This window comes from Luteimonas sp. gir (assembly GCF_037198055.1).
GTDB lineage: Bacteria > Pseudomonadota > Gammaproteobacteria > Xanthomonadales > Xanthomonadaceae > Luteimonas > Luteimonas citri_A.
Genome location: NZ_JBBAXQ010000003.1, coordinates 1 through 22264, shown reverse-complemented (window position 1 = coordinate 22264; position 22264 = coordinate 1). Strand labels below are relative to the sequence as shown.

The 22264-nt window shown below is 69.7% G+C and carries 18 protein-coding genes and 2 tRNA genes; 5 read left to right on the top strand and 15 right to left on the bottom strand.

The window, feature by feature from the left end:
- Positions 1-24: 24 nt before the first annotated feature.
- A complete protein-coding gene (locus tag WAF18_RS06555) occupies positions 25-765 on the bottom strand; it encodes a DUF6776 family protein (protein WP_337244397.1) in 741 nt (246 codons plus the stop codon).
- A 104-nt stretch (positions 766-869) separates the two neighbouring features.
- Here WAF18_RS06555 and WAF18_RS06550 point away from each other — a divergent pair, with 104 nt between their 5' ends.
- The 3 genes from WAF18_RS06550 to WAF18_RS06540 all read left to right on the top strand — a co-directional run bounded on the left by WAF18_RS06550 (position 870) and on the right by WAF18_RS06540 (position 5689).
- A complete protein-coding gene (locus WAF18_RS06550) occupies positions 870-1463 on the top strand; it encodes a DUF4126 domain-containing protein (protein ID WP_337244396.1) in 594 nt (197 codons plus the stop codon).
- Positions 1464-1514: 51 nt separating this feature from the next.
- Positions 1515-3323 carry an EAL domain-containing protein gene (locus WAF18_RS06545; protein WP_337244395.1) on the top strand — a complete coding sequence of 603 codons (1809 nt, stop codon included), beginning with the start codon at positions 1515-1517 and terminating at the stop codon, positions 3321-3323.
- A 77-nt stretch (positions 3324-3400) separates the two neighbouring features.
- Positions 3401-5689: an ATP-binding protein gene (locus WAF18_RS06540; RefSeq protein WP_337244394.1), complete on the top strand. Its 2289-nt coding sequence runs from the start codon at positions 3401-3403 to the stop codon at positions 5687-5689.
- 36 nt (positions 5690-5725) lie between these two features.
- On the opposite strand, the gene bfr is transcribed toward WAF18_RS06540, so the two are convergent.
- The 8 genes from bfr to WAF18_RS06500 form a co-directional block, all read right to left on the bottom strand.
- Complete coding sequence (bfr, locus tag WAF18_RS06535; RefSeq protein WP_337244393.1) at positions 5726-6199, bottom strand: bacterioferritin; 474 nt, start codon at positions 6197-6199, stop codon at positions 5726-5728.
- A 111-nt stretch (positions 6200-6310) separates the two neighbouring features.
- Positions 6311-6520, bottom strand: a complete 210-nt coding sequence (locus tag WAF18_RS06530) for a (2Fe-2S)-binding protein (RefSeq protein WP_183427753.1) — start codon at positions 6518-6520, stop codon at positions 6311-6313.
- A gap of 71 nt (positions 6521-6591) precedes the next feature.
- On the bottom strand, positions 6592-7182 hold the full coding sequence (locus WAF18_RS06525) for an RNA pyrophosphohydrolase (RefSeq protein WP_337244392.1): 591 nt from the start codon (positions 7180-7182) through the stop codon (positions 6592-6594).
- A gap of 378 nt (positions 7183-7560) precedes the next feature.
- Positions 7561-7637, bottom strand: a tRNA-Met gene (locus WAF18_RS06520).
- Between the two features lie 79 nt (positions 7638-7716).
- The gene (locus tag WAF18_RS06515; protein ID WP_337244391.1) at positions 7717-9930 is read right to left on the bottom strand and encodes a S9 family peptidase; all 2214 of its coding nucleotides are present in this window, start codon (positions 9928-9930) and stop codon (positions 7717-7719) included.
- 73 nt (positions 9931-10003) lie between these two features.
- Complete coding sequence (locus WAF18_RS06510; RefSeq protein WP_337244390.1) at positions 10004-12112, bottom strand: prolyl oligopeptidase family serine peptidase; 2109 nt, start codon at positions 12110-12112, stop codon at positions 10004-10006.
- Positions 12113-12210: 98 nt separating this feature from the next.
- Positions 12211-12564 carry a hypothetical protein gene (locus WAF18_RS06505; protein ID WP_337244389.1) on the bottom strand — a complete coding sequence of 118 codons (354 nt, stop codon included), beginning with the start codon at positions 12562-12564 and terminating at the stop codon, positions 12211-12213.
- 219 nt (positions 12565-12783) lie between these two features.
- The gene (locus WAF18_RS06500; protein ID WP_183427758.1) at positions 12784-13752 is read right to left on the bottom strand and encodes a YafY family protein; all 969 of its coding nucleotides are present in this window, start codon (positions 13750-13752) and stop codon (positions 12784-12786) included.
- A 108-nt stretch (positions 13753-13860) separates the two neighbouring features.
- Here WAF18_RS06500 and WAF18_RS06495 point away from each other — a divergent pair, with 108 nt between their 5' ends.
- Positions 13861-14484 carry a hypothetical protein gene (locus tag WAF18_RS06495; RefSeq protein ID WP_337244388.1) on the top strand — a complete coding sequence of 208 codons (624 nt, stop codon included), beginning with the start codon at positions 13861-13863 and terminating at the stop codon, positions 14482-14484.
- A 15-nt stretch (positions 14485-14499) separates the two neighbouring features.
- Here WAF18_RS06495 and WAF18_RS06490 read toward each other — a convergent pair whose 3' ends face one another.
- Positions 14500-15897, bottom strand: coding sequence for an FAD-dependent oxidoreductase (locus tag WAF18_RS06490; protein WP_337244387.1), 1398 nt, complete (start codon positions 15895-15897; stop codon positions 14500-14502).
- Between the two features lie 163 nt (positions 15898-16060).
- Between WAF18_RS06490 and WAF18_RS06485 the strand changes: the two genes are divergently transcribed.
- Positions 16061-16753 carry a DUF481 domain-containing protein gene (locus WAF18_RS06485; protein WP_183427761.1) on the top strand — a complete coding sequence of 231 codons (693 nt, stop codon included), beginning with the start codon at positions 16061-16063 and terminating at the stop codon, positions 16751-16753.
- Positions 16754-16781: 28 nt separating this feature from the next.
- Here WAF18_RS06485 and hemC read toward each other — a convergent pair whose 3' ends face one another.
- From hemC to WAF18_RS06460, 5 genes are all read right to left on the bottom strand, one after another.
- Positions 16782-17693 (bottom strand): hydroxymethylbilane synthase, encoded by a 912-nt coding sequence (gene hemC, locus WAF18_RS06480; RefSeq protein ID WP_337244386.1) that lies wholly within the window; start codon positions 17691-17693, stop codon positions 16782-16784.
- Positions 17694-17741: 48 nt separating this feature from the next.
- Positions 17742-18467, bottom strand: a complete 726-nt coding sequence (locus WAF18_RS06475) for a LytTR family DNA-binding domain-containing protein (RefSeq protein WP_337244385.1) — start codon at positions 18465-18467, stop codon at positions 17742-17744.
- A 125-nt stretch (positions 18468-18592) separates the two neighbouring features.
- Positions 18593-19273 (bottom strand): alpha/beta hydrolase, encoded by a 681-nt coding sequence (locus WAF18_RS06470; protein WP_337244384.1) that lies wholly within the window; start codon positions 19271-19273, stop codon positions 18593-18595.
- Between the two features lie 60 nt (positions 19274-19333).
- Positions 19334-21232 (bottom strand): glucans biosynthesis glucosyltransferase MdoH, encoded by a 1899-nt coding sequence (mdoH, locus tag WAF18_RS06465; protein WP_337244383.1) that lies wholly within the window; start codon positions 21230-21232, stop codon positions 19334-19336.
- 155 nt (positions 21233-21387) lie between these two features.
- Positions 21388-21463: transfer RNA gene (locus tag WAF18_RS06460), tRNA-Ile, on the bottom strand.
- Positions 21464-22264 lie beyond the last annotated feature (801 nt).

The following is a 22264-nucleotide window of genomic DNA, read 5'->3' as shown; positions in this document are numbered from 1 at the left end:
GGATGAGGGGGCCGGCGGCCGCGTTCAAGGCTCGGGCGCGGAACGCGGCGTCACGTCTGCCCAGCTGAACGCGCGTTCCACGGCCGCGCCGCGGCCCTTGGGCGCGAGCCGCACGGTGACCCGCAACGGCTGGAAACCGGGCGGCAACACGATATCGCCCTCGACCTGCTGGAAGTACTTGAACGCATACGGCACGCCGGGCGCGTCGGCGCGCTGGCGCAGGTCCGACCAGGCCAGCGTCTGCAGCCGGCCGTTGCGGGTGCCCTCGATCGCCAGCCGCATCTCGCCCTCGCTGGCCGCATCCCGGGCCAGGCTCTGGGTGAGCGTGGCGGTGTAGTGCCAGCCCTGATCGGTCCGGGGCTGCATGCGCAGCTCGTGGACGCTCAGCTCGCGCCCCTGCGAGGTCGAGCCGACAAAGCGCTCGTAGAACGCCACGTCGGCGCGCAACGCGGCGATCTCCTCGTCGCGTTCGGCCAGCGTTCCCTGCAGCTCGCGGTTCGCGTCGCGGCTGATCTGGTCGGAGCGCGTGAGCGTGGCGACCTGCTGCTGCAGCTCTTCGATCTGTGCGGCTTGGGCGGCGAGCTGGCGCTGCGGATGCGCAGCCCCGGGCGCGAACACCTGCCACGCGCCCCACAGGCCGAACAGCAACGACACCGCCGTCACGCCGAGCAGCACGCGCGCCCAGCGCGGGCCATGCGGAGGGCGGGCGGACGCGCCGGGCGAGGCCGGCGTCGGGGACTGCCCGGTGGGCTCGGGTGGGATCATCGGACAAGGTATAGCGAGCGCGGCGAAGCGCAGTCAAGCCGCCGCGCTCCCTATACTCGTTGCCATCGCGCCGCGCTCCGCGTTGCGGCGAATCGGAGGTCGCGATGTCGGAAGCCCATCTGTTCGCGATCGGTGTGGTGCTGGCGTGGCTGGCCGGCGTGCGCGCCTATCTGACTGTCTTCGGGGTCGGGGTCGCCGGCGCGCTCGGCTGGCTCGACCTGCCGCCCGCGCTCGAGGCCACGGCCTCGCCCTGGGTGCTGGGCGTGTCGGGCGCGTTGGCGGTGGCCGAATTCTTCGCCGACAAGATCCCCGGCGTCGATTCGGGCTGGGACCTGCTGCAGACGCTCGCGCGCGTGCCGGCGGGCGCCTTTCTCGCCGCGGCCGCGCTGTCGCCGGACGGCGAGCTGGGCGCCGGGATGCTCGCCACCGGCGCGGGCGTGGCGCTGAGCAGTCATGCGCTCAAATCGGGCACGCGGCTGCTGCTCAATCTGTCGCCCGAACCGGTCAGCAATGTCGCCGCCTCCTCGACCGAGGACGCGGTGACCGTCGGCGCACTCGGGCTGGCCCTCGCCTCGCCCTGGCTGGCCCTGGCGCTGGTGGTGGCGATCGGCCTGAGCGGCCTGCTCGCAGCGGCCTGGCTGTGGCGCCGGGTGTTCGGCCGTGCCCGCAAACGCGCGGCCGTCTTGCCGCGCTCCTGATCGCGGCCGGGTAAAGTGATCACTTCCCAAGCTTCTCGTTCTCGCCACGCCATGCCCGATCCCGACAAACCGCAACGCGCGGAGTTCCCCCCCACTGCATATTGGAGGCGGTGGGCCGCCGATGCCGGCCGCCCGTCGCTGCCCGAGGCCGCCGACGCGACTGCTGCCGAGCGCGGGGACACGGCTGCGGTGTTGAACGACGACGGCAGGCCGTACCGGGTGCTGGTGGTCGAGGACGATCCGAGCCAGGCGCTGTTTGCCGAGAGCGTGCTCAACGGCGCCGGACTGCAGGCCCGTGTGGTCGCGATCGCCAACGAGTTCCTGTCGACCGTGGCCGAGTTCGCCCCGGACCTGGTGCTGATGGACCTGCACATGCCGGGCATGGATGGCGCCGAACTGACCGCGCTGCTGCGCCAGCAACCGGCGCACCGGCATATCCCGGTGGTGTTCCTGACCGGCGATGTAGATCCCGAGCGCCAGTTCGAGGCGCTGGAAGTGGGCGCCGACGATTTCCTGACCAAGCCGGTCCGGCCGCGCCACCTGGTGTCGGCGGTGCACAACCGTATCCGTCGCGCCCGGACCCTGCAGCAGATGCCCGATCCGGGCCGTAGTCCGGTCACCGGCCTCAACAGCCGGCTGCAGTTGCTGCAGCAACTCGCCGAGGCCATCCCGGCGCACCCGCGCGGGGTGCTGGCATTCGTCGAGATCGAGGGCATCACCGCGCTGCGCGACCGCTACGGCTACGCGGGGCTTGAGACTGTCCTCACCGACGCCGGCCGCCACCTGCATCACCTGGTCGAAGGCGCGGCGGCCACGCGCCTGAACGACAACACGTTCCTGGTGTTCGCGCCGCAGATCGACCGGACCGCGCTCGACGCCTGGGCGCGCGGGCTGCGCGACGGGATCGGCAGCCACCCGTTCCCGCTCGCAGGCCAGAGCCTGCGTCTGCGTGCGCTGATCGGCTATGCCGATCTCGCGCACGCCTACGAGGACCCCGGCACCGCGCTGGCCGCCGCCGAGCAAGCCCTGCGCGATGCGCGCGGCACGCCGGCCGGCATCGCGGTGCACATGCCCGCGCCGCCCGCGGGCGGCGACGACGCGACCCCGTCGTTGTCGGAAGACCTGCGCGGCGCGCTCGACGAGGGCCGCATCGAACTGGCATTCCAGCCGATCGTCTCGGTCGCCGGCGGCGACGAACCGCAGTACCAGACCCTGCTGCGGCTGCGCGGTCGCGATGGCGAGCTGCATTCGGCCGCGCGCATCCTGCCGGCGGCGGAACTGGCCGGGGTGCTGTTCGACATCGACCGGCGCGTGCTGGAACTGGCGATCGCCACCCTGGCCGAGCGCACCCAGCGTGGCGGCACGATGCGCCTGTTCGTCTCGCAGTCCTCGCGCAGCCTGGTGCAGGCAGGCTATGCCGACTGGCTGCTGCAGCGCCTGCGCGATGCCGGGATTCCGGGGGCTGCGCTGGTCATCGACGTGCGCCAGGACGATGCGCTGATCCATGCGCTGTCGCTGCAGGAATTCTGCGCGCGCATGGTCCCGGCCGGCGTCCAGCTGTGCCTGGGCCAGTACAGCGACGGCGAGGAGGCCAACGCATTGCTCGCGCAACTGCCCTTGGGCTTCGTGCGCCTGTCGGGCCGGTACTCGCGTCAGCTCGACGAGCCACGCGTGCGCGACGAGATGCGCGGCGCGGTCGAACGTGCGCACCGGCTCGGACTGCAGGTGATCGGCCAGCAGGTCGAGAACCCGCAGGCCGCCGCGACGCTGTGGATGAGCGGCATCGACTACATCCAGGGCAACCTGGTACAGCGCGTGGCCGACGCCCTCGACTTCGACTTCCACCACTCGGTGCTGTAGCCGCGATGGCGCTCTCTGCCTTGCGCCGCGGCGCACTTCTGGCTGCGATCGCAGCAGCGGTGGCCGCGTCGCTACACATGCTCGCGATCCCCGGCCCCTGGCCGCTGGTGGCCGCCGTGCTGGCGGCCGTGGCCGCGGCGGCGGTGTGGGCGCTCGGCGCGCCGCTGCGCGCGCAGCGGCAGGCCGTCGAGGACGCGCAGGCCCAGGCGCAGCGCGATACCCAGGCCTGCGCACAGTTGCAGCGCGAGCTCGATGCGCACACCCATCTGGAGCAGCAACTGCGCCAGGCCAAGACGGCGGCCGAATCGGCAGTGATGGCCAAGGGCGAGTTCCTGGCCACGATGAGCCACGAGATCCGCACGCCGCTCAACGGCATCACCCCGATGCTCGACCTGCTGCTGCACGCGCCGCTGCCGGCCGACCACCTCGAACTGGTCCGCACCGCTTATCTGTCGGCGCAGCAGATGCAACGCATCGTCGACGACATCCTCGACTACTCCAAGCTCGAGTCCGATCGGCTCGACCTGGAAGTCACCGGCTTCAACCTGCGCGAACTGCTGCAGAGCGTGATCCAGCCGATGGACCGCCAGGCCCAGGCCAAAGGGCTGCGCATGCAGTTGCAGATCGATCCGGCGGTGCGGCTGGCGGTGTGCGGGGATCCGGTGCGGCTGCGCCAGATCCTGAGCAACCTGCTCAGCAATGCAGTGAAGTTCACCGAACGCGGCGGCATCACCGTGGACGTGCGGCGGCTGGGTGAGACCGCCACGCATCACCGGCTGCGCTTCGAGGTCCGCGATACCGGCATCGGCATTCCGGTGCAAAGCCAATCGCGGCTGTTCCAGGCCTTCAGCCAGGCCGACGCATCGACGACGCGGCTCTACGGCGGCACCGGCTTGGGCCTGGCGATTTCGCGGCGGATCGTCGAACTCATGGATGGCAGCATCGGCGTCACGTCCGCGGCAGGCGCGGGTTCGACGTTCTGGTTCGAGATCCCGCTGCGCAAGGCTCGAGGCGATCTGCAATCGGGCGCCGGCGCATCGGGGCCGGGAGCCGCCCTGCTGCTGACCGCCGATGCGCGCCTGCGCGCCCGCCTGTCGATGCTGCTGTCGGACTGGGGCCTGCGCGTGCAGGCGGTCGAGACCACGCACGAAGCGCTCGAACAGCTGCGCCAGGGCGCAGGCGCCAGCCCGTCCGCGGCCTGGACGATCGTCGTCGCCGACCTGGCCGGACTGCGCGATGGCGGCGTCGCGCTGCGCCGCAATCTCGCCCGGCATGCCGACTACGGGCAACCGCGGCTGGTCTGCCTGCAGGGGGACGAGCCGGTCGACGGCCCGGACGACGAGGCTGTCGTGCTCCACCGGCAGGCCCCGGATGTGCGCCTGCGTGAGGCGGTGCTGGGCGAGTCGGTGCTCGGCGACGCATCGGACCCCGTGCAGCCCGCACCGATGCCGCCTCCACGCACTGCCGCGCCCAGAACACCACCGTCCGCGGGCCTCGCGCCGCAAGGCGGCGCTGCACTGAAGCCGCGCGTGCTGCTGGTCGAGGACAATCCGGTCAATCAGATGGTCGGGCAACGCTTGCTGGACGTGCTGGGCCTGCCCTGCGACACCGCCGGCAACGGCGAGATCGCGCTGGAGAAGCTCGCCGACGGCGGCTACGACATCGTGCTGATGGATTGCCAGATGCCGGTGTTGGATGGCTATGCCGCGACCCGGCGTTGGCGCGAGCGCGAGGCCGCCTCCGGCACCGGGCGCCGCCTGCCGATCGTTGCGATGACTGCCAATGCGATGGCTGGCGATCGGCAGAAGTGCCTGGATGCCGGCATGGACGATTACCTGGCCAAACCGGTCACGCGCAGCGAACTGGCGCGTTGCCTGGAGCGCTGGTGGCCGGCCGAGGCGGGGACGGGCGCTGGCACCGGGATGATGCCGGCCGCTACGGAAGCTGAGACGCCGCCGGCCACGCCAGTGACCGCCTCGCCCACCTCACCGCCCGCGCCGGCATTGCCGGACGCGCCGGGGCCTGATGTCCTCGACGGCGAGGTGCTCGACGACCTGCGCGATCTGCTCGGCGACGATGTCGACCGACTGGTGGCGGTGTTCCTCGACGACACCCCGCGCCTGCTCGCCAGCTTCAATGCCGCGGCCGCGGCAGGCGACCAGGACGCGATGCGCGAAGCCGCGCATTCGCTCAAGTCCTCGAGCGCGAATCTCGGCGCGCTGGCCCTGTCGGCGGAGGCGAAACGGATCGAGGCGGCGGCGCGGGCGGGAACGCTGCGTGAGGCCGAAGACGCGGCCCGGCGACTGGACGCAGCGTTCGCACACGCGCGTCAGGCACTGCTGGCGCGGGCACCGGCCGCCAGCTGATCGGCGCGCCGGACGCGCGCCCGCACCCAGGGGCGATCAGTCGTCGCCCATCTGGCTCTGCAGATAATTCTCTTCGCCGATGCGATTGATCAGGTCGAGCTGCGTTTCCAGCCAGTCGACGTGTTCCTCTTCGTTTTCGAGGATGTCGGCCAGCAGCTTGCGGCTGACGAAATCGCCGACTTGCTCGCAATGCGCGATCGCCTCGCGCAGCACCGGCAAACCGTCCATCTCCAGCGCGAGGTCGCATTCGAGCATCTCGCGCGGCGTCTCGCCGATGCGCAGCTTGCCCAGTGCCTGGAAGTTCGGCAGCCCCTCGAGAAACAGAATGCGCTCCGACAACGCGTCGGCGTGCTTCATTTCCTCGATCGATTCCTTGTACTCATGCTTGCCCAGCGCCTCCAGGCCCCAGTGCTTGAGCATCTTGGCGTGCAGGAAGTACTGGTTGATCGCCGTGAGTTCGTTGTACAGCGCCTGATTGAGGTAGCGGATGACCTGCGCGTCGCCCTTCATCGCGGTGCGTCCTGTCGGGGGAAAGGCGCCACTCTAGCTGGACGCGCACGTCGATGAAGGAACGCGAATCGTGCGCATTCCTTCGTGCGACTGGAGGGGCTTAGGCGAGCGTCAGGCGGCCGAGGCGATCAGCGGCAACTCGAGCGTCGGCGCGCGCGCCGCGTGGTACTCGTCGAGCAGACTGGCGGCCATGTCGGTGCAGCTGCCGCAGGTGGCGCCACAGCCGGTGCGCATCGTCAGCTCGGACACTTCGCGGCAGCCGTGCGCAGCGGCCTGGCGGATCTGGGTGTCGGTGACGCCGTTGCAGATGCAGACGAACAAGGCTGCGGTCCTGGCCGGGGCTGGGAGCCCTATTCGGCCACAAACGAGAATCACTGTCAAATGAGAAACGTTCAGCTGTGTCCGTCGGAATCGCGGTTGCGCAGCGCTTCGAGGCGACGCGCACGCCGCTGCGGCCGCCGCCCCCGGGGGCGCTCGACCGCGGCCTGCGGAATCGCCTGGGTCCCGGCAACCTTGCGCGCGTACGGCGCCAGATGCCGCAGTGCGCTGACGTAGACGCCGCGCTTGAACACCACCACATGATCGAGCGGGTACCAGAAGTCCACCCACCGCCAATGATCGAACTCTGGCTTGTCCGACAGGTCGAGCCGCAGATGGGTCTCCTCACCGACGAACTGCAGCAGGAACCAGACCTGCTTCTGGCCGATGCAGACGATACGGTCGTTGCGACGGATCGCCCGCTGCGGCAGGCGATAGCGCAGCCAGCCGGGCGTCGCCCCGAGCACGGAAACGTGCTCGGGCAACAGCCCGGTCTCCTCGCGCAACTCGCGGTACATGGCCTCGAGCGGCGTCTCGTCGGTATTCATCCCGCCTTGCGGGAACTGCCAGCCGTCGCGGCGCACCCGGCGCGCCCAGAACACGCGCCCGTCCGGGTGCATCAGCACGATGCCGACATTGGGTCTGAACCCGTCCGGATCGATCACGATGCGGACTCCTAATACGATTGACTGAGCGTCACTGTGCTCGACTCTGCCACGGGTCCGGCGGAGCGACAAGCGGTCGCAGCCTCCGGTCGCGCCCCGCCCGCAGCCGCCTCGCATGGCGGCGTTCAGGTCGGGGGCGACGGGTCTGCGTGCCAGATCCTCGGGCGAGGTTGCAAACGTGGCGAGCCGGCGCCAGGACAGTGGCCGGCGCGCTGCGCCAGGCGCGGCTGCCGGCGAATGGTGCAGCGCAGGCGCCTGGGCGCCGCAGGCGAAGGGGGCACAGGCACGCGGCGGCGTGCGCCGATACCGGGCGCGATCGGCGGGCAGATCGCAGACAGCAAAAACCCGCCGGGCGGCGGGTTCTCGAGGCAGCCCCGATGGTGGCTATGGGTGGACTCGAACCACCGACCCCAGCATTATGAGTGCTGTGCTCTAACCGGCTGAGCTACATAGCCATCGGGCGCCGTCGCGTTCGCGACGAGCCGCGCATTCTGCAACGCGCGGCGGCCCGCGTCAACGGGCCACCGCCCTCAATCAGCGGGCGGTCGCTGCCGCCGGAGTCTCGCGCAGGCCCAACTGGTCGAGCATGAACGCGTACATCTCGGCCGACTCGCGGTAGCGGCGGAAACGGCCCGACTTGCCGCCGTGTCCGGCCTCCATGTTGGTGCGGAACACCACCGGATGGGTGCCGGTGTTGACGTCACGCAACCGCGCGACGTACTTCGCCGGCTCCCAGTACTGGACCTGCGAATCCCACAGCCCGGTGCCGATGAACATCGCCGGGTAGGCCTTGGCTTGGAGGTTGTCGTAGGGCGAGTAGCCGAGGATGTAGTCGTAATAGCGCTTGTCTTCCGGGTTGCCCCATTCGTCGTACTCGTTGGTGGTCAGCGGGATGCTCGGGTCGAGCATCGTCGTGACCACGTCGACGAACGGCACCTGCGACAGGATCACCCGGTACTTCTCGGGCGCCATGTTCGAAATCGCACCCATCAGCAGGCCGCCGGCGCTGCCGCCGTAGGCGGCGACGCGGTCGGGCGCCGCATAGCCGCGCTTGACCAGGTCGTCGGTGACGTCGATGAAGTCGGTGAAGGTGTTGACCTTGTTGAGTAGCTTGCCGTCGTCGTACCAGGCGCGGCCCATTTCCTCGCCGCCGCGGATGTGCGCGATCGCATAGACCATGCCGCGGTCGAGCAGGCTGACGTTGGTCACGCTGAAGCCCGGATCCATCGAGGCACCGTAGCTGCCATAACCGTACTGCAGCATCGCCGCCGTGCCGTCCTTCTCGAAGCCCTTGCGGTAGACCAGCGAGACCGGCACGCGCTGGCCGTCGCGCGCGGTCGTCCACACGCGCTCGGTGACGTAGTTGGCCGGGTCGTAGCCGATCACCGCCTGCTGCTTGAGCTGACGGCGCTCGCCGGTGCGCGTGTTGACCTCGAACGTCGTCGCCGGCGTGGTCAGCGAGGTGTAGCTGTAGCGCAGCCAGTCGGTGTCGGGCTCGGAATTGATCGACAGGCCCATCGCGTAGGCCGGTTCGTCGGCCTGCACGAACGTGTCGCTGCCGTCGGCCTTGAGCACGCGCACGCGGGTCAGTGCCTGCGCACGTTCCTCGATGGCGGTGAAGCCGTCGAACAGCTCGTAGCCTTCGATGTACACATCGTCGCGGTGCGGCACCAGGTCGGTCCACTGCCGACGCGAGGTCGCATCGCTGGGCGCGGTGACGAGCTTGAAGTTCGTCGCCTTGTCCGCATTGGTGCGGATCACCCAGCGCCCGCCGTGATGGTCGGCGTCGTATTCGACATCGCGCGCGCGCGGCGCGAGCACGGTGAACGTCTCAGGATTGTCGGCCGGGGCATAGCGCAGTTCGCTCGACACGGTGCTGCCCAGGCCGATGACGATGAAGCGGTCGTCGCGGGTGCGATCGATGCCCATGTAGAAGCTGTCGTCCTTCTCCTCGTAGACCAGCACGTCGTCGGCGACCGGCGTGCCGAGCACGTGTTTCTTCACGCGCACGGTGAGCAGGGTCTCCGGATCGTTCTCGACGTAGAACAGGGTCTTGCCATCGTCGGCCCAGACCAGGTTCGCCGACACGCCGGGAATGGTCTCGGGATAGATCTCGCCGGTCTCCAGGTTCTTGAAGCGCACCGTGTACTGGCGCCGGCCATTGGTGTCGTCGGCGTAGGCCAGGATACGGTTGTCGCGGGTCACGTCCCAGTCGCCGACCGCGTAGTAGTCCTTGCCCTCGGCAAGCTGGTTGACGTCGAGCATCACCTGCTCGCCGGCGAAGTCGCCCTTGGCGTTCGCGGCCTGGATCGACAGCGCATCGACCCCGGGACCGTCCGCGCGGCGCGCATGCACCGGGTAATCCTTGCCGGTCTCGAAGCGCGCGTAGTACCAGAAGCCGCGATCACGGTACGGCACCGAGCTGTCGTCCTGCTGGATCCGGCCGACGATCTCGTCATAAAGACGGTCCTCGAGCGGCTTGAGCGGCGCGAGCATCGCATCGGCATAGGCGTTCTCGGCATTGAGATACGCCAGCATGGCCGGATCCTCGCGCTTGTCGTCGCGCAGCCAGTAGTAGACGTCCTCGCGCGTCGCACCGTGCGGCGCCTTGACGGTATGCGGGCGCTGCTCGGCATCGGGCGGAACCGGCGCGGCGGCGTGGGTGACGGGAGAAACGCTCATCAGGCTCAGACTCGTCAGGATCGGCGCGGCCAGCAACGCGGCCGCGCGGGGGAAAGATGTCTTCATAGGTGGGTCCACTCGCTGCCGATGCAACGTCAGAAAGAACACCGGCCGCGAAGGCGGCCGGTGCACGATGGCATCACTTGCCCAGTTGCTGCCACAGGAACGTCAGGTAGAGCGCATCCATATGGGCCTGCTGGCGGTTGTTCGCCGCGCCGCCATGGCCGCCTTCGATGTTCTCGTAGTAGCGCACGTCCTTCCCGGCCTCCGACATCCTGGCCATCATCTTGCGCGCGTGGCCGGGGTGCACGCGGTCGTCGCGCGTCGAGGTCAGGATCAGCGTCGGCGGATAGTCCTTGGCCGGATCAAACAGGTGGTACGGCGAGAACGTGCGGATGAATTCCCACTCTTCCGGCTTGTCCGGATTGCCGTACTCGGCCATCCACGATGCACCGGCCAGCAGCTGGTGATAGCGCTGCATGTCGAGCAGCGGCACCTGGATCACCACCGCGCCGAACAGCTCCGGGTACTGGGTGAGCATGTTGCCGGTGAGCAGGCCGCCGTTGCTGCCGCCGCGAATGCCCAGGTGGGCCGGGGATGTGATCTTGCGGTCGATCATGTCCTGGGCGACCGCGGCGAAGTCCTCATACGCCTTGTGGCGGTTCTGCTTGAGCGCCGCCTGGTGCCAGCGCGGACCGTACTCGCCGCCGCCGCGGATGTTGGCGACCGCGTACACGCCGCCCTTCTCCAGCCAGCCCTTGCCCACGCCGCCCGAGTAGCCCGGAGTCAGCGAGATCTCGAAGCCACCGTAGCCGTAGAGCAGCGTCGGGTTGCTGCCGTCGAGCTGCATGTTCTTCGGGCGCACCAGGAAATACGGCACGCGGGTGCCGTCCTTGGACGTGGCGAAGTGCTGCTCGACCTCGTGGGTGCTGGCGTCGAAGAACGCCGGCATGGTCTTGAGGATGTCGGGCGCCTTGTCGCTGCCGACCTCCGCCAGCATCAGCGTGCTGGGCGTGAGGTAGTCGGTGACGGTCATCCACACCGCGTCGGACTCGTCACTGTCGACCGCGGTGACCGCGACCGTGCCCAGTTCGGGCACGCCGGCCAGTGCGCTGCGCGCCCAGCCATCGGCGCCTGGCGTCAGCACGGTGAGCGTGTTCTTGACGTCCTCGAGCACGTTGAGCACGAGGTGGTGCTTGGTCCAGATCGCACCGGCGAGCGAGGTCGTCTCGGTCGGCTCGAACAGCGCTTCGAATTCGCGCTTGCCGGCCATGAAGTCGTCGAACTTCGTCACCAGCAGCGAGCCCGCCGGATAGTCGCGACCGCCGACGTTCCAGGCTTCGCGCAGTTCCAGCATCAGCCAGTCGTGGTGGACCGACTTGTTGGCCGAGTTCGGCGCGTCGACCTTGGTCAGCTGACCATCGGCGCCGCGCAGGTAGAGCTCATCGTTGTAGAAAGCCAGCGTGCGGCTGACGAAATCGCGCTCGAAGCCCGGCGTGTCGTCGCGCATCGCGGCGATGTACATGTCGTCCGGCTTGCCCTCGTAGACCAGCGTGGCCTGGTCCATCGACTGGCCGCGCGCCAACTGCTTGACGATGCGCGGGTAGCCCGACGAGGTCAGCGACCCGTCGCCGAAATCGGTGTAGACGTAGACGTTGTCCTGGTCGATCCAGCCCAGTCCGCCCTTGGCTTCGTCACGGAAGAAGCCGCCATCGACCCAAGACTTGGTCGACACGTCGAACTCGCGCGTCACGTCGGCGTCAGCGCCGCCGCGCGAGAGCGCGATCAGGCAACGGGTGTAGGCCGGGCGCAGGCAGCTGGCGCCGTGCCACACCCAGTTCTCGCCCTCGGCCTTGTTGAGCGCGTCGAGGTCGAGCACGGTCTCCCATTTGGGCTGCGGCTTGCGGTATTCCTCGAGCGTGGTGCGGCGCCAGATGCCGCGCTCGTGGTTCCGGTCGCGCCAGAAGTTGTAGTACCACTCGCCCTGCTTGTAGGCGACCGGGATCTTGTCGTCGGAATCGTAGATCGCCAGCAGGTCGGACTCGAGCTGCTTGAACTCGGGCGTGGCGGCGAGCTCGGCCTCGGCCTTGGCGTTCTGGGTGCGGACCCAGTCGAGGGCCTTGTCGTCGGTGACGGCTTCGAGCCACTGGTAGGGATCGTTCACGGCGGCCTCCTGGGCAGATGCGGTGCCCATCGAGAGGCCGGCGGAGATCCCGGCGGCGAGGCAGAGCTTGGACAACAGGGACATGGCGCCTCCGGCGGGCGGGGATTCAAGTAACCCCCAACGCTAGCACGGGCATCGGCAGCCGCCGCATGACCAAAGTCACCCCTCCCCACGCCGCGGCCTCAGCGGCCCAACGGTAACCAGCCTGCTGCGGCGAGCGCGGCGCGCAGGGGTGTGGCCGTGCGGCGACGCGGCGCGGGCCGGCGGGCCGCCTGCGGAAGGCCTGGCCGACGCCGCCGCAAGACCGCTGACGAGGCCAGCTTGCGGCGGCGCGGCAGGCGAAGCACGCACCAGGTGAGCCAGGCGGCCGCAGGCATGCCGACCAGCCACAGCGGCGGCCAGCCGAATGCGGCGACGCCGCTGCGCAGCCCGGGAAACGACAGCAGCGCGACACTGCCCAGGAACAGCAGGCCGAGCAAGCCGGCGCCGACGAGGGCACGGGGATCGGAGGCAGGCGATTCGAAGACATTCGACATGGCGACAGAAGCTCCCAGCGCGCCCGGTTTGGGCCGTGCGGAGAGTCTGAGTCGCGCCCATCTCATGGACTGCGACATCGCCTGAGCGACCGGAAACGAGGGCGGTCGCGCCCTGCCCGATGTCGCGCCCCATGGACACGGCGCATGCCTTGCCCCGGCGACGGCATATCGGCCGCGCTTCCGACACAGCGCGGCGGGTCGCGCGACCGGGAGCGCCGATCAGCGCTCGTACTTCGACAGCGCCAGTTCCAGCAGCGAGCGGGCCTGCTCGCGCAGCGCGACGGGCTCGGCGATTTGCGCATCGGCGCCGTAATGCAACACGTCCATCAACAACTCGCGCGCATTGCTGTAGGGCACCTTGAGCTCGTAGCGGCCGTCGGGCAGGAACCGGCCCTGCTGTTGCGAATGCCAATGCTCGTCGGCGACCCAGCGCGCGGCGCGGGCCTCGAACAGGATCGTCGCCACGCCCTTGGGCGGGCCGGAGAAGATGCCGTAGCTGCCGGCCAGATGGGTGTCGAGTTCGGCATCCTCGATGTCGCGCGCCTGCCCGGGCAGCATGCGTGCGTTGGTGATGCGATCGACCGAGAAGCTGCGCAGCGCGTCGCGATCGTGGTCCCAGGCATCGAGATACCAGTTGTCGCGGTAGTGGGTGATGCGCTGCGGGGAGACCGTGCGGCGGGTGCGTTCGTCGGTCGAGCGGGCGCGGTACTCGAATGCGAGCTGGCGACGCTCGAGCACCGCCGAGCAGACGTTGCGGAACGCGTGCTCGTCCATGCGTCGGCCGCGATGCGGCACCACGCGCACGCGCTGCACCGGCCACTGCTTGCCGGCCGAGTGTTCGTCGAGCAGCTTTTCGATCCGCGACTGCAGTGGCGCCAGCGCGCTCGACAGCACGCCGCCGCCACTACGCGAGAGCAACTGCTGGGCGGCAAGCAAGGCATGCAGTTCACCCGAGCTCAGCCATAGGCCCGGCAACTCGAAGCGGTCGCCTTCGGCGCTGTCATAGCGGAAGCCTGCATCGCCATCGCCCACGACCGGCGCCATCAGCGCATCGCGCAGAAACGCCAGGTCGCGGTAGACGGTGGCGCGCGAGCATTCCAGTTCGTCCTGCAGCCGGGCCACCGTGACCGGGTAGCGCGAGGTCTTGAGGATGCGGTGCAACGAGAGGATGCGTTCGTATCGGTCCATGCGCCGATTATGGCCCGTCGTCGTGGCCGGCGGCGCGATGGCGCACCGGATAACCACGCGCTAACGCGTCGGCCCTAGACTCGCGCGCGGATCAGGAGACCGCCCTGCATGACGCACCCCAGACGCGAGCGCACCGGCGGGATCGCCGCAGTACTCACGCTCGCCTGCCACTTGGTGGTCCTGGCCTGGCTGCGGTCCGGCCCCGTCGGGCCACATGCCCCCCGCGCCGACGACCGACCGCTCCAGGTGGTCTGGCTCGACCCCGAGCCGGCGACCGCGCCTGGTGTCGCCCCGCCGCCCGCGTCCCGCGTGGCGCAAGCGCCGTCCGTGCCGTCCGTGCCGTCCGTACCTTCCGGGCCGTCGACCGCACCGACGCCGCGGTCCAGCCTGACCGCGGTCGAGATCGCGCCGGCCGCCGCCCCCGATGTCGAACCCTCCGCGGCGCCGCTGCATGCCCAGGCCCGGGCATGGGCACGCGCCCAGACCGCACCGGTCGACTTCGCCCCCGATCCCCTGCGCCATCGCGCGCCGCCACGCCCCGATGGCAACTTCGCGATGCGCGCGCCGATCTCGGCGCAGGACGTGGTCGAGGGCATCGGCGCGCTGGTGTTCGGCGGCGGACCGACCGACCCCTGCCCGCAGATCCGCCGCAACCTCGCCAATGCCGACCTCGGCGCTGGGCGGGCACTGGCCGAGGAAGAGCTTCACCGGCTGCAGCGCGACTGCCTGTAGCGGATTACGCGCAGCTCAGTCGCGCGCGCCGGCCTCGCGCACATGGGCCAGCGCCGCGGCAGCGACGCGCGCGGCCTGGCCGCGCAGCTCAGGCATCGCGATGCTTTCCCACAATGTGCCGATCCGCGGAATCCCCAACGTCCACAGACCCGGCACCGTCGCCCCCGAACGATCGCGCACACCGCCGGCAGCGTCGGTGTCGATGCCCATGCCGTGCGGCCCTGAACGTGCCAGCCCCCGTGCGTGCAACGCCGCCGGCAGGGTACCGGGCACCTGCGTTGGCCGTTTCTCCAGTCCGGTGGCGTTGACGATGCGATCGACCATCAGGCGCTCGTCGTCGTTGCGCCGACGGCGACGCCAGTCGAGCTGCCAGCGGCCGTCGTCGCACGCCGCCACCGTCATCACCCGGCCGGCATGCAGCGAGAAGCGACCATCGCGGCGCATCGCCTCGACCACCGCAGCCGCCTCGGGCGCGATGCGATGCCGGTGGATATCCCAGTGACGTACCCCGTGACGCAGAAAGCGGGCCTGCTCGGCCGGCGGCCAGGCCTGCCACAGCGTCTGCACTTGCGGGCGCAGCCGCTCGAGCGCGTCCTGCCAGGGCCGGCCCTGGGCCTGCGCCTCGGCAGCCCATCGCCGCAACAGGCGCATGCGCGCACGCACGCCCAACGGCAGCAATGGCTCGACGCCCCCGGCCTGCGGCACCGTCCCCGGCGCGTGGGCCAGCGGCAGCAGCCCGTGGCGCGAGATCGCAACGACCCGGCCGCGATGTCCATTGGCATGCAGCGTCAGCAGCACGTCGACCATGCTCAGCCCCGCGCCCACGATCGCGACGTCGGCCTCCGGCGCGATCGCGGCCACCGCGGCGTAATGCCAAGCCTCGATGATGCCGGGTGCGGCCGCGCCGACGCCGGACACCGGGAGCGCGGCCGGCACCCCGCCCGTCGCCAGCACCACCGCCCGCGCGCGCAGTTCGGTGTCTGCACCGGTACGCAATACAAAGCCGGACGCGGCCGGGCGTACCTCATCGACCGTCTCGGTCAGGCGCATCAGCGTGCCGGCCTGCAGCGCCGCTGCCAGGCGCGCCTGCAGGTAGTCGCCGTAGACACGGCGCGGCGCGAACGTCGCTGGCAAGGCCTCGGCCGGGAGTGCCGCCGTGCTTGGCGCCTCGCGCAGGAACGCCAGGAAGTCGTCCGGTCGGTCGTCGAACGCGCTCATCCGCGCGGCGTTCACATTGAGCAGGTGCTCGTCACGCGGTGTCGAATACGCCACGCCTTGAGCCAAATCCGGCCGCGGTTCGACGAGCGCCACGCGCAGGTCAGGAGTTGCGAGCAGGTGCAGCGCCACCAGAGCGCCGGCCGCGCCGCCCCCGATCACGGCGACATCGACCTCGGGAAGAGCAGGCTGGGACACGGCAGAATCCTTGGGCGCGGACCGGGCATTATCGCGCGTCCCGCTCCGCCACCCGGTTGCCCCGCACTGCGAACCAACAGCTGAACCCAGGACGCCGATCGATGGCCCTTGGGTTGGAAGCGTCGGACGCGCTCGGCATAATCGGCTGTAACCGATTTCATGAATGGCTGTCATGCTCGCTGGCTGGTGGCTGGCTTTCGCAGGCCTGCCGATCTACACACAACCGCTTCCGGCCGCACCGGAGCAACCGGCTGTGCTCGCCGTGGCAACGCGCCAGGTGCCGTTGCGCCGGCCGTGCTTCCGGCTCAAGTGCACGGACGCGGAATGGACCGCGAGCGCGGCCCGGCGCCGGATCTGGGCGCCGCGTGCGCCAGGCGTCCGCCCCAAGTCGGTCGCACCGCCCGTCATCCGCCTGCCCGATCGTCCGGCGATCGCGCTGTATTCGCCATTCGCGCAACGCGACAGCTTCCGCTCCGGCGGCAACCACGTGAAGTGGGACACCAGCTACGGGATCGAGGCGATCCGCAGCCCCGAGACCTCGTTGCGACTGGAGTTCGGCACCGGCGTGCGCATCGAGCCCTACACCGACTTCGGCACCGCGGTACCCGGTCCGGTGGCCCGGGGTCAGCTCCAGCTGTCGCAGGAACTGGGCCGCCGCGCGTCGTTCACCCAGCAGGTGCAGGTCGAGACCGGCCGCGAGAACACCTTCCTGCGGCAGACGCTGGCGTTCGACTACGAGCTGTTTCCGCAATGGACGCTGCGCTCGGACTTCGAGCTGCGCCACGACACCCTGGGCAACGGCGGCCGCGGCAGCACCGATACCGAAAGCTCGCTGAAGGTGCAGTACCAGTTCTGAGCGGCCAAGTCCGCCGCTCGCGCAGTCCTCAACCGGGCAGGAACGCGCCCGCGCCGCCTTCGAGCAGGCGGGCAGCCACCGCCGACCCCAGCGCCTCGCCCTCGCCTTCCGGGGCCTCGCCCCCGGCGCGAACCGCGCGGCCGTCGAGAGCCGAACCGACCAGCCCGTCGAGCAGGATCCGTCCACCGTCCAGCCGCGCGAACGCAGCGACCGGGACGTGGCAACTGCCATGCAGGGCCCGGTTCATCGCACGCTCGGCCTCGACGCAGCGACGCGTAGGGCCGTGGTCGAGCGCGGCCACCAGGGCCTGCAGCTGCGGGGTATCGTCGCGGCATTCGATCGCGATCGCGCCCTGGGCCGGGGCGGGCAGCCAGTCGGGCGCATCCAACCGTGCACGGATGCGGGCGTCCAGGCCGAGCCGCTGCAGCCCGGCGCACGCCAGCACGATCGCGTCATACTGCCCGCTGTCGAGCTTCGCCAGCCGGGTGTTGATGTTGCCGCGCAGGTCGAGGATCTCCAGATCCGGGCGACGCGCACGCAGCTGCGCCTGGCGCCGCAACGATGAAGTGCCCACGCGCGCGCCCTCAGGCAGGGCGTCGATCGATGCGAACGTGTTGCTGACGAACGCATCGGCGTGGTCGGCGCGCGCCAGGATCGCCGGCAGCGCGAACCCGGGCTCGAGCTCCATCGGCACATCCTTGAGCGAGTGCACGGCGCAGTCGGCGTCGCCGGCCTGCATCGCGATCTCCAGTTCTTTGAGGAACAGGCCCTTGCCGCCGATCGCGGCCAGCGAGCGGTCGAGCACCTCGTCGCCACGCGTGCTCAACGGCACCAGTTCGACCTCGAGGCCGGGATGGCGCGCGCGCAAGGCCGCGGCAACGTGTTCGCTCTGCCACAACGCGAGCGGGCTCTTGCGGGTGGCGATACGCAGTCGTTCCATCCGGCCATTATCGACGATCCCGGCACCGGGACGCGAACCGCTGGATCGCTAGAGCTGGCGCACCGCCTCGCGCAGCTGCGGCACGCAGCGCCGACTGACCTCGAGCGTGCGCTCGGCGTGGCGCAGCACGGCATGGACATGGCCCTCGGCATCGCGGCGCAGTTCCAGCAGTTCGTGCCGCGCGACCAGACAATTGCGGTGGATGCGCACGAAGCGGTCGCCGAACTCCTCCTCGAGCGACTTGAGTGATTCCTCGACCAGGTCCTCGCCGCGTGCGTGGTGCACCACGACGTACTTCTCCTCGGCCTGCAGGTAGCGGATGTCCTCGACCGGGATCAGCCGGAGGCTGCCGCGCAGCCGTGCGCACAGATGGGTCCGCTGACGGTCGGCCACGACCGATGCAGCCTCGCGCCCCGCGACGAACGCGCGTGCGCGCTCGACCGCCGCCTGCAGCCGTTCGGCACGCACTGGCTTGACCAGGTAGTCCACCGCGGCGGCCTCGAAGGCCTTGAGCGCGTGGGCATCGTAAGCGGTGCAGAACACGATCGCCGGCCGCGGCTCGAAGGCATTGAGATGCCGGGCCGCCTCCAGGCCATCGATCCCCGGCATCGCGATGTCGAGCAACACCAGCGCCGGCGCGTGCGCCGCACAGGCGTCCAGCGCCGCGCGACCATCGCCGACCTCGGCGACGACCTCCACGCCCGGCACCTGCGCCAGCAATGTGCGTAGCCGCTCGCGGGCGAGCGGCTCGTCGTCAGCGATCACGACCTTCATGGTCTTCCGCTCCCCTCAAGGCCCGGTCCTGCGATGGTGCCCCGACCGGCATCCGCACGCCAGCGGATCGGACCGCCGGGCGCACTGCACTGCGTCGCACCCGCGGCCCATGGGCCATGCCGCCGTCAGCCCGCGAACCGCGCGCTCAGCCAGTCGCCCAGGTCGGCGATCTCCTCGGCGCATACCGAGTGCGGCATCGCATAGGTCTGCCACTGCACATCGAAGCCGAACTGGCGCAGCAGCGCGGCGCTCTGCTGCCCGGCGATCGCGGGCACCACGGGGTCCTGCGTGCCGTGCGCCATGAACACCGGCTGCGCAACTGCGCCTTTGACCAGGGCATCGTGCGCCGTGGCGGCAGCGGGCAGATAGGTCGACAGCCCGACCAACCCACCCAGTGGCGCAGTGCGGCGCAGCCCGGCTGCGAGCGTGATCGCGCCGCCCTGCGAAAAGCCGGCCAGGATCACCCGCGCCGGCGGGACCCCGCGCTCGGCCTCACGGGCGATCAGCGCATCGACCTGAGCCACCGACGTCTGCACGCCGGCCTCGTCAGCGCGATTGCCCAGGTCGATGTCGACGATGTCGTACCAGGCCCGCATGCGCACGCCGTTGTTGATCGTCACTGGGCGCACCGGTGCGTGCGGAAACACGAAGCGCAGGGCCGGCCAGTCGGGGCGGACGAGCTCGGGCACGATGGGCGCGAAGTCGTTGCCGTCTGCGCCCAGGCCGTGCAGCCAGATCACGCTCCACGCAGGCGCGGGCCCGGTCTCGCGTTCAATGCAGTCGAGCAGTGCGGTGTCGTCGTTCATTCGGATGTCGTCGTGGGACCGCCCGTCAGTGTAAGCGCTGGCCCCCGAGGCGGCAGCGCGTCAATCGGCGCGCGGCGCCACCGGCGCCTCGGCCTGCGCCCGCAGTTCGCTGGCACGCAGCAGCACACGCGGCGGCGCGGCCTCCTCGGGCGTGGCGAACAGGCGCGCCCGGCGCATCGCCTGCCCCAACCGCCGCGACGAGGTCAGCCGGACAATCGGAATCGAGCCGGCCAGGCCGATGATCATCGGCGACATCCACAGTGCGAGCCCCGGCGATATCCACCACGCGACAATGCCCATGCCGATGCCAAGCACCGTGGTACCGCGATAGCTGCGCCACAGCTCGCCATAGGTCTGCCGCCCATCGTCGCGCTGTTGGGCATCCCATCCCGAATCGCGCCCCGCCAGTACCTCGGCCACGCCGCGCGACTGCACGTACATGGTGACCGGCGCCATCAGCGCCGCCAGGATGTTTTCGATCAACAGGCTGACGAACCCGCGGACGGCCCCGCCGCAGCCACGGCGCATCCGCGCATCGCTCAAAGTGGCGATGTAGCCGAAGATCTTCGGCGCGAACAGCAGCACCATCGTCAGCACGAACACGCCCATGAAGCGGCCGTCGTCGATCGCCATCCAGTAACCCGCCGCCGAAAAGCCATTCTCGCCAGGGATGCCGTGCTGCAGCGGCACCGCGAGCCCCACCAGGATCAACATCGCCCACAGCGGTGCGGTCAGGTAGTGCCCGATGCCGATCAGCATGTGCCAGCGGTTGACCCAGTGCAGGCCACGCGCCGGCAGCACGCCGCCGTGCTGCAGGTTGCCCTGGCACCAGCGGCGATCGCGGATCAGCATGTCGGTCAGCGTCGGTGGTCCTTCCTCGTAGCTGCCCTCGAGCGTTGGCACCATGTGCAAGGCCCAACCGCCGCGACGCAACAGCGCCGCCTCGACGAAATCGTGGCTGAGCACGGTGCCGCGGAAGGGCGTCGTGCCCTGGAGCTCGGGCAGGCCGCCATGGGCGGCGAACGCGGCGCTGCGGATCATCGCGTTGTGGCCCCAGTAATTGCTTTCCGCACCATGCCACCAAGCCACGCCCTGGGCGATCACCGGGCCGTACATGCGGCCGGAAAACTGCTGCATCCGCGCGAACATCGTCGTGCCGTTGACGATCACCGGCAGGGTCTGGATCAAGGCGACATCGTCGTGGCGTTCCATCGCACCGACCAGGCGCACCAGGGTGTCGCCGGTCATCAGGCTGTCGGCATCAAGGATCAGAAACTGCGGATAGCCCCCGCCCCAGCGCCGCACCCAATCGGCGATGTTGCCGGCCTTGCGCTCGCGGTTGTCCTCCCGGCGCCGGTAGTAGAGCGTGACGCCCAACCCCAGCGCACGCAGCCGCGCGAAGGCCTGCACCTCGCGGGCGTGGATACCCGCGTCGCGGGTATCGCTGAGGACGAACAGATCGAACCGCTCGCCCTGCCCCGTCTCGGCCAGGGATTCGCAGATCGCCTGGACACCGGCGAACAGCCGCTCGGGATGCTCGTTATAGGTCGGCATCAACAACGCGGTGCGCGAGGCCAGGACCGGCAACGGATCCCGGGCCTCGATGCCCAGCCGCGCGGGCCGCCGCAGCAGCACCATCGCAAAGCCGGCCAGCGAACTTGCGAATGATTGCGCGATCCAGGCGAACAACGGCACGAACACCGCCAGCAGCAGGCCCTCGAGCACATCGATGCCGCCGATCCGCAGCAGCCACCAGATCTGATAAGTGGCCAGTACGGTCAGGCCACCGGTCACCCCCACAATCGCGGCACGGCGCCAGCCCATCCCGCGCGGTGCACTGGGCAGCTTCGGCGACGCCAGACGCCCCGTACGCAATGACTGCACAGGCATGGGAATCGGGTGTTCGGGCGGCAGGGGAGCAGGTGACGGCCGGATCCCCGGCGGTGCAGGCGCACTCATGCGCGGCACCGCAATGCGAGCTCGGGCTTGGCGGGGCGCGCCGCAGCTGCCGCCAATCGATCAAGGTCGAGCATCATCGTTCCGCCGCATCGCATTCAGGTAGGGCCGCAATGTAACGATGCGGTTGTAAGGGTTTCGCGAAACGGAGCGTTGGCTGGTGGGCCCACCAGGACTCGAACCTGGAACCAAAGGATTATGAGTCCTCTGCTCTAACCATTGAGCTATAGGCCCGCGCAGCGCGCATCGTACCAAGCCGGGCTCCCTGGGCACCACGATACCGCTGGACTCTGCCGGCTTTCGCGCCCGCACCGCCATACCTGCTGAGGCCTGAACGACTTTCGGAAGCAGCATGCAGGTGAGCTGCCGCGACGCGAGCGCTGCGACCTATTCCAACTGCGCCGCTGAACCGATGTCACGAGCGCCTGGCGGACGCCGTTAGAGGCGCTCTGACGTCCCTCAGTCAGCACCGCAACTAACAGTGACCGCGTTCTACTCCGGACGGGCAACAGCCTGCCGGCCGGAAGCCGCTCTCCCCTCGGCAAGGCCGCTTCGCGGTCCGGCCACGCGAAGCACGCCGGGCGTTCGCCCGCTCGCGCGGCATGCCGCGCAAGCTAAAGCGGGCTCACCCATGGCGCGCTTGACGCGGCCACCGGCCGCCAGTCTGCTGCTTTGATGCCGCTTGCAACTCGTCTTCGGAAAGCACAGCGCGGCACTGCCTCTGACCTCGGGAATGCCCGGCATGCGGCGCGTATTCGGACTCCAAGCGCGACTGCAGCGGTGAGAACGCATCTTCGCCGAAGTCGCACAGCCAAACGTCGGCAGCGGCGGACTGGCGCTCGGTGGCTGCGTCAAGCGCGCCAGGGACGGCGCGCGCCCGAGTCAAGGCAGGATGCCTTGCCGAGGGAAGAGCAGCTACCGGCCGGCAGGCCGCTGCCCTTCCGAAGTAAGCAAACGGCCGGCCCCTTTTGAAGTACGTCAGGCCAATACCCGTTGGAAAAAAAGACGCCACAAAGAAAAACCCCCGCCGGATGT

Bases quoted from the DNA above. Each gene is read 5' to 3' on its own strand.
- WAF18_RS06555 (WP_337244397.1), bottom strand. From the start codon at position 765: ATGATCCCACCCGAGCCCACCGGGCAGTCCCCGACGCCGGCCTCGCCC.
- WAF18_RS06550 (WP_337244396.1), top strand. From the start codon at position 870: ATGTCGGAAGCCCATCTGTTCGCGATCGGTGTGGTGCTGGCGTGGCTG.
- WAF18_RS06545 (WP_337244395.1), top strand. From the start codon at position 1,515: ATGCCCGATCCCGACAAACCGCAACGCGCGGAGTTCCCCCCCACTGCA.
- WAF18_RS06540 (WP_337244394.1), top strand. From the start codon at position 3,401: ATGCTCGCGATCCCCGGCCCCTGGCCGCTGGTGGCCGCCGTGCTGGCG.
- bfr (WP_337244393.1), bottom strand. From the start codon at position 6,199: ATGAAGGGCGACGCGCAGGTCATCCGCTACCTCAATCAGGCGCTGTAC.
- WAF18_RS06515 (WP_337244391.1), bottom strand. From the start codon at position 9,930: ATGAAGACATCTTTCCCCCGCGCGGCCGCGTTGCTGGCCGCGCCGATC.
- WAF18_RS06510 (WP_337244390.1), bottom strand. From the start codon at position 12,112: ATGTCCCTGTTGTCCAAGCTCTGCCTCGCCGCCGGGATCTCCGCCGGC.
- WAF18_RS06505 (WP_337244389.1), bottom strand. From the start codon at position 12,564: ATGTCGAATGTCTTCGAATCGCCTGCCTCCGATCCCCGTGCCCTCGTC.
- WAF18_RS06500 (WP_183427758.1), bottom strand. From the start codon at position 13,752: ATGGACCGATACGAACGCATCCTCTCGTTGCACCGCATCCTCAAGACC.
- WAF18_RS06495 (WP_337244388.1), top strand. From the start codon at position 13,861: ATGACGCACCCCAGACGCGAGCGCACCGGCGGGATCGCCGCAGTACTC.
- WAF18_RS06485 (WP_183427761.1), top strand. From the start codon at position 16,061: ATGGCTGTCATGCTCGCTGGCTGGTGGCTGGCTTTCGCAGGCCTGCCG.
- hemC (WP_337244386.1), bottom strand. From the start codon at position 17,693: ATGGAACGACTGCGTATCGCCACCCGCAAGAGCCCGCTCGCGTTGTGG.
- WAF18_RS06475 (WP_337244385.1), bottom strand. From the start codon at position 18,467: ATGAAGGTCGTGATCGCTGACGACGAGCCGCTCGCCCGCGAGCGGCTA.
- WAF18_RS06470 (WP_337244384.1), bottom strand. From the start codon at position 19,273: ATGAACGACGACACCGCACTGCTCGACTGCATTGAACGCGAGACCGGG.
- mdoH (WP_337244383.1), bottom strand. From the start codon at position 21,232: ATGAGTGCGCCTGCACCGCCGGGGATCCGGCCGTCACCTGCTCCCCTG.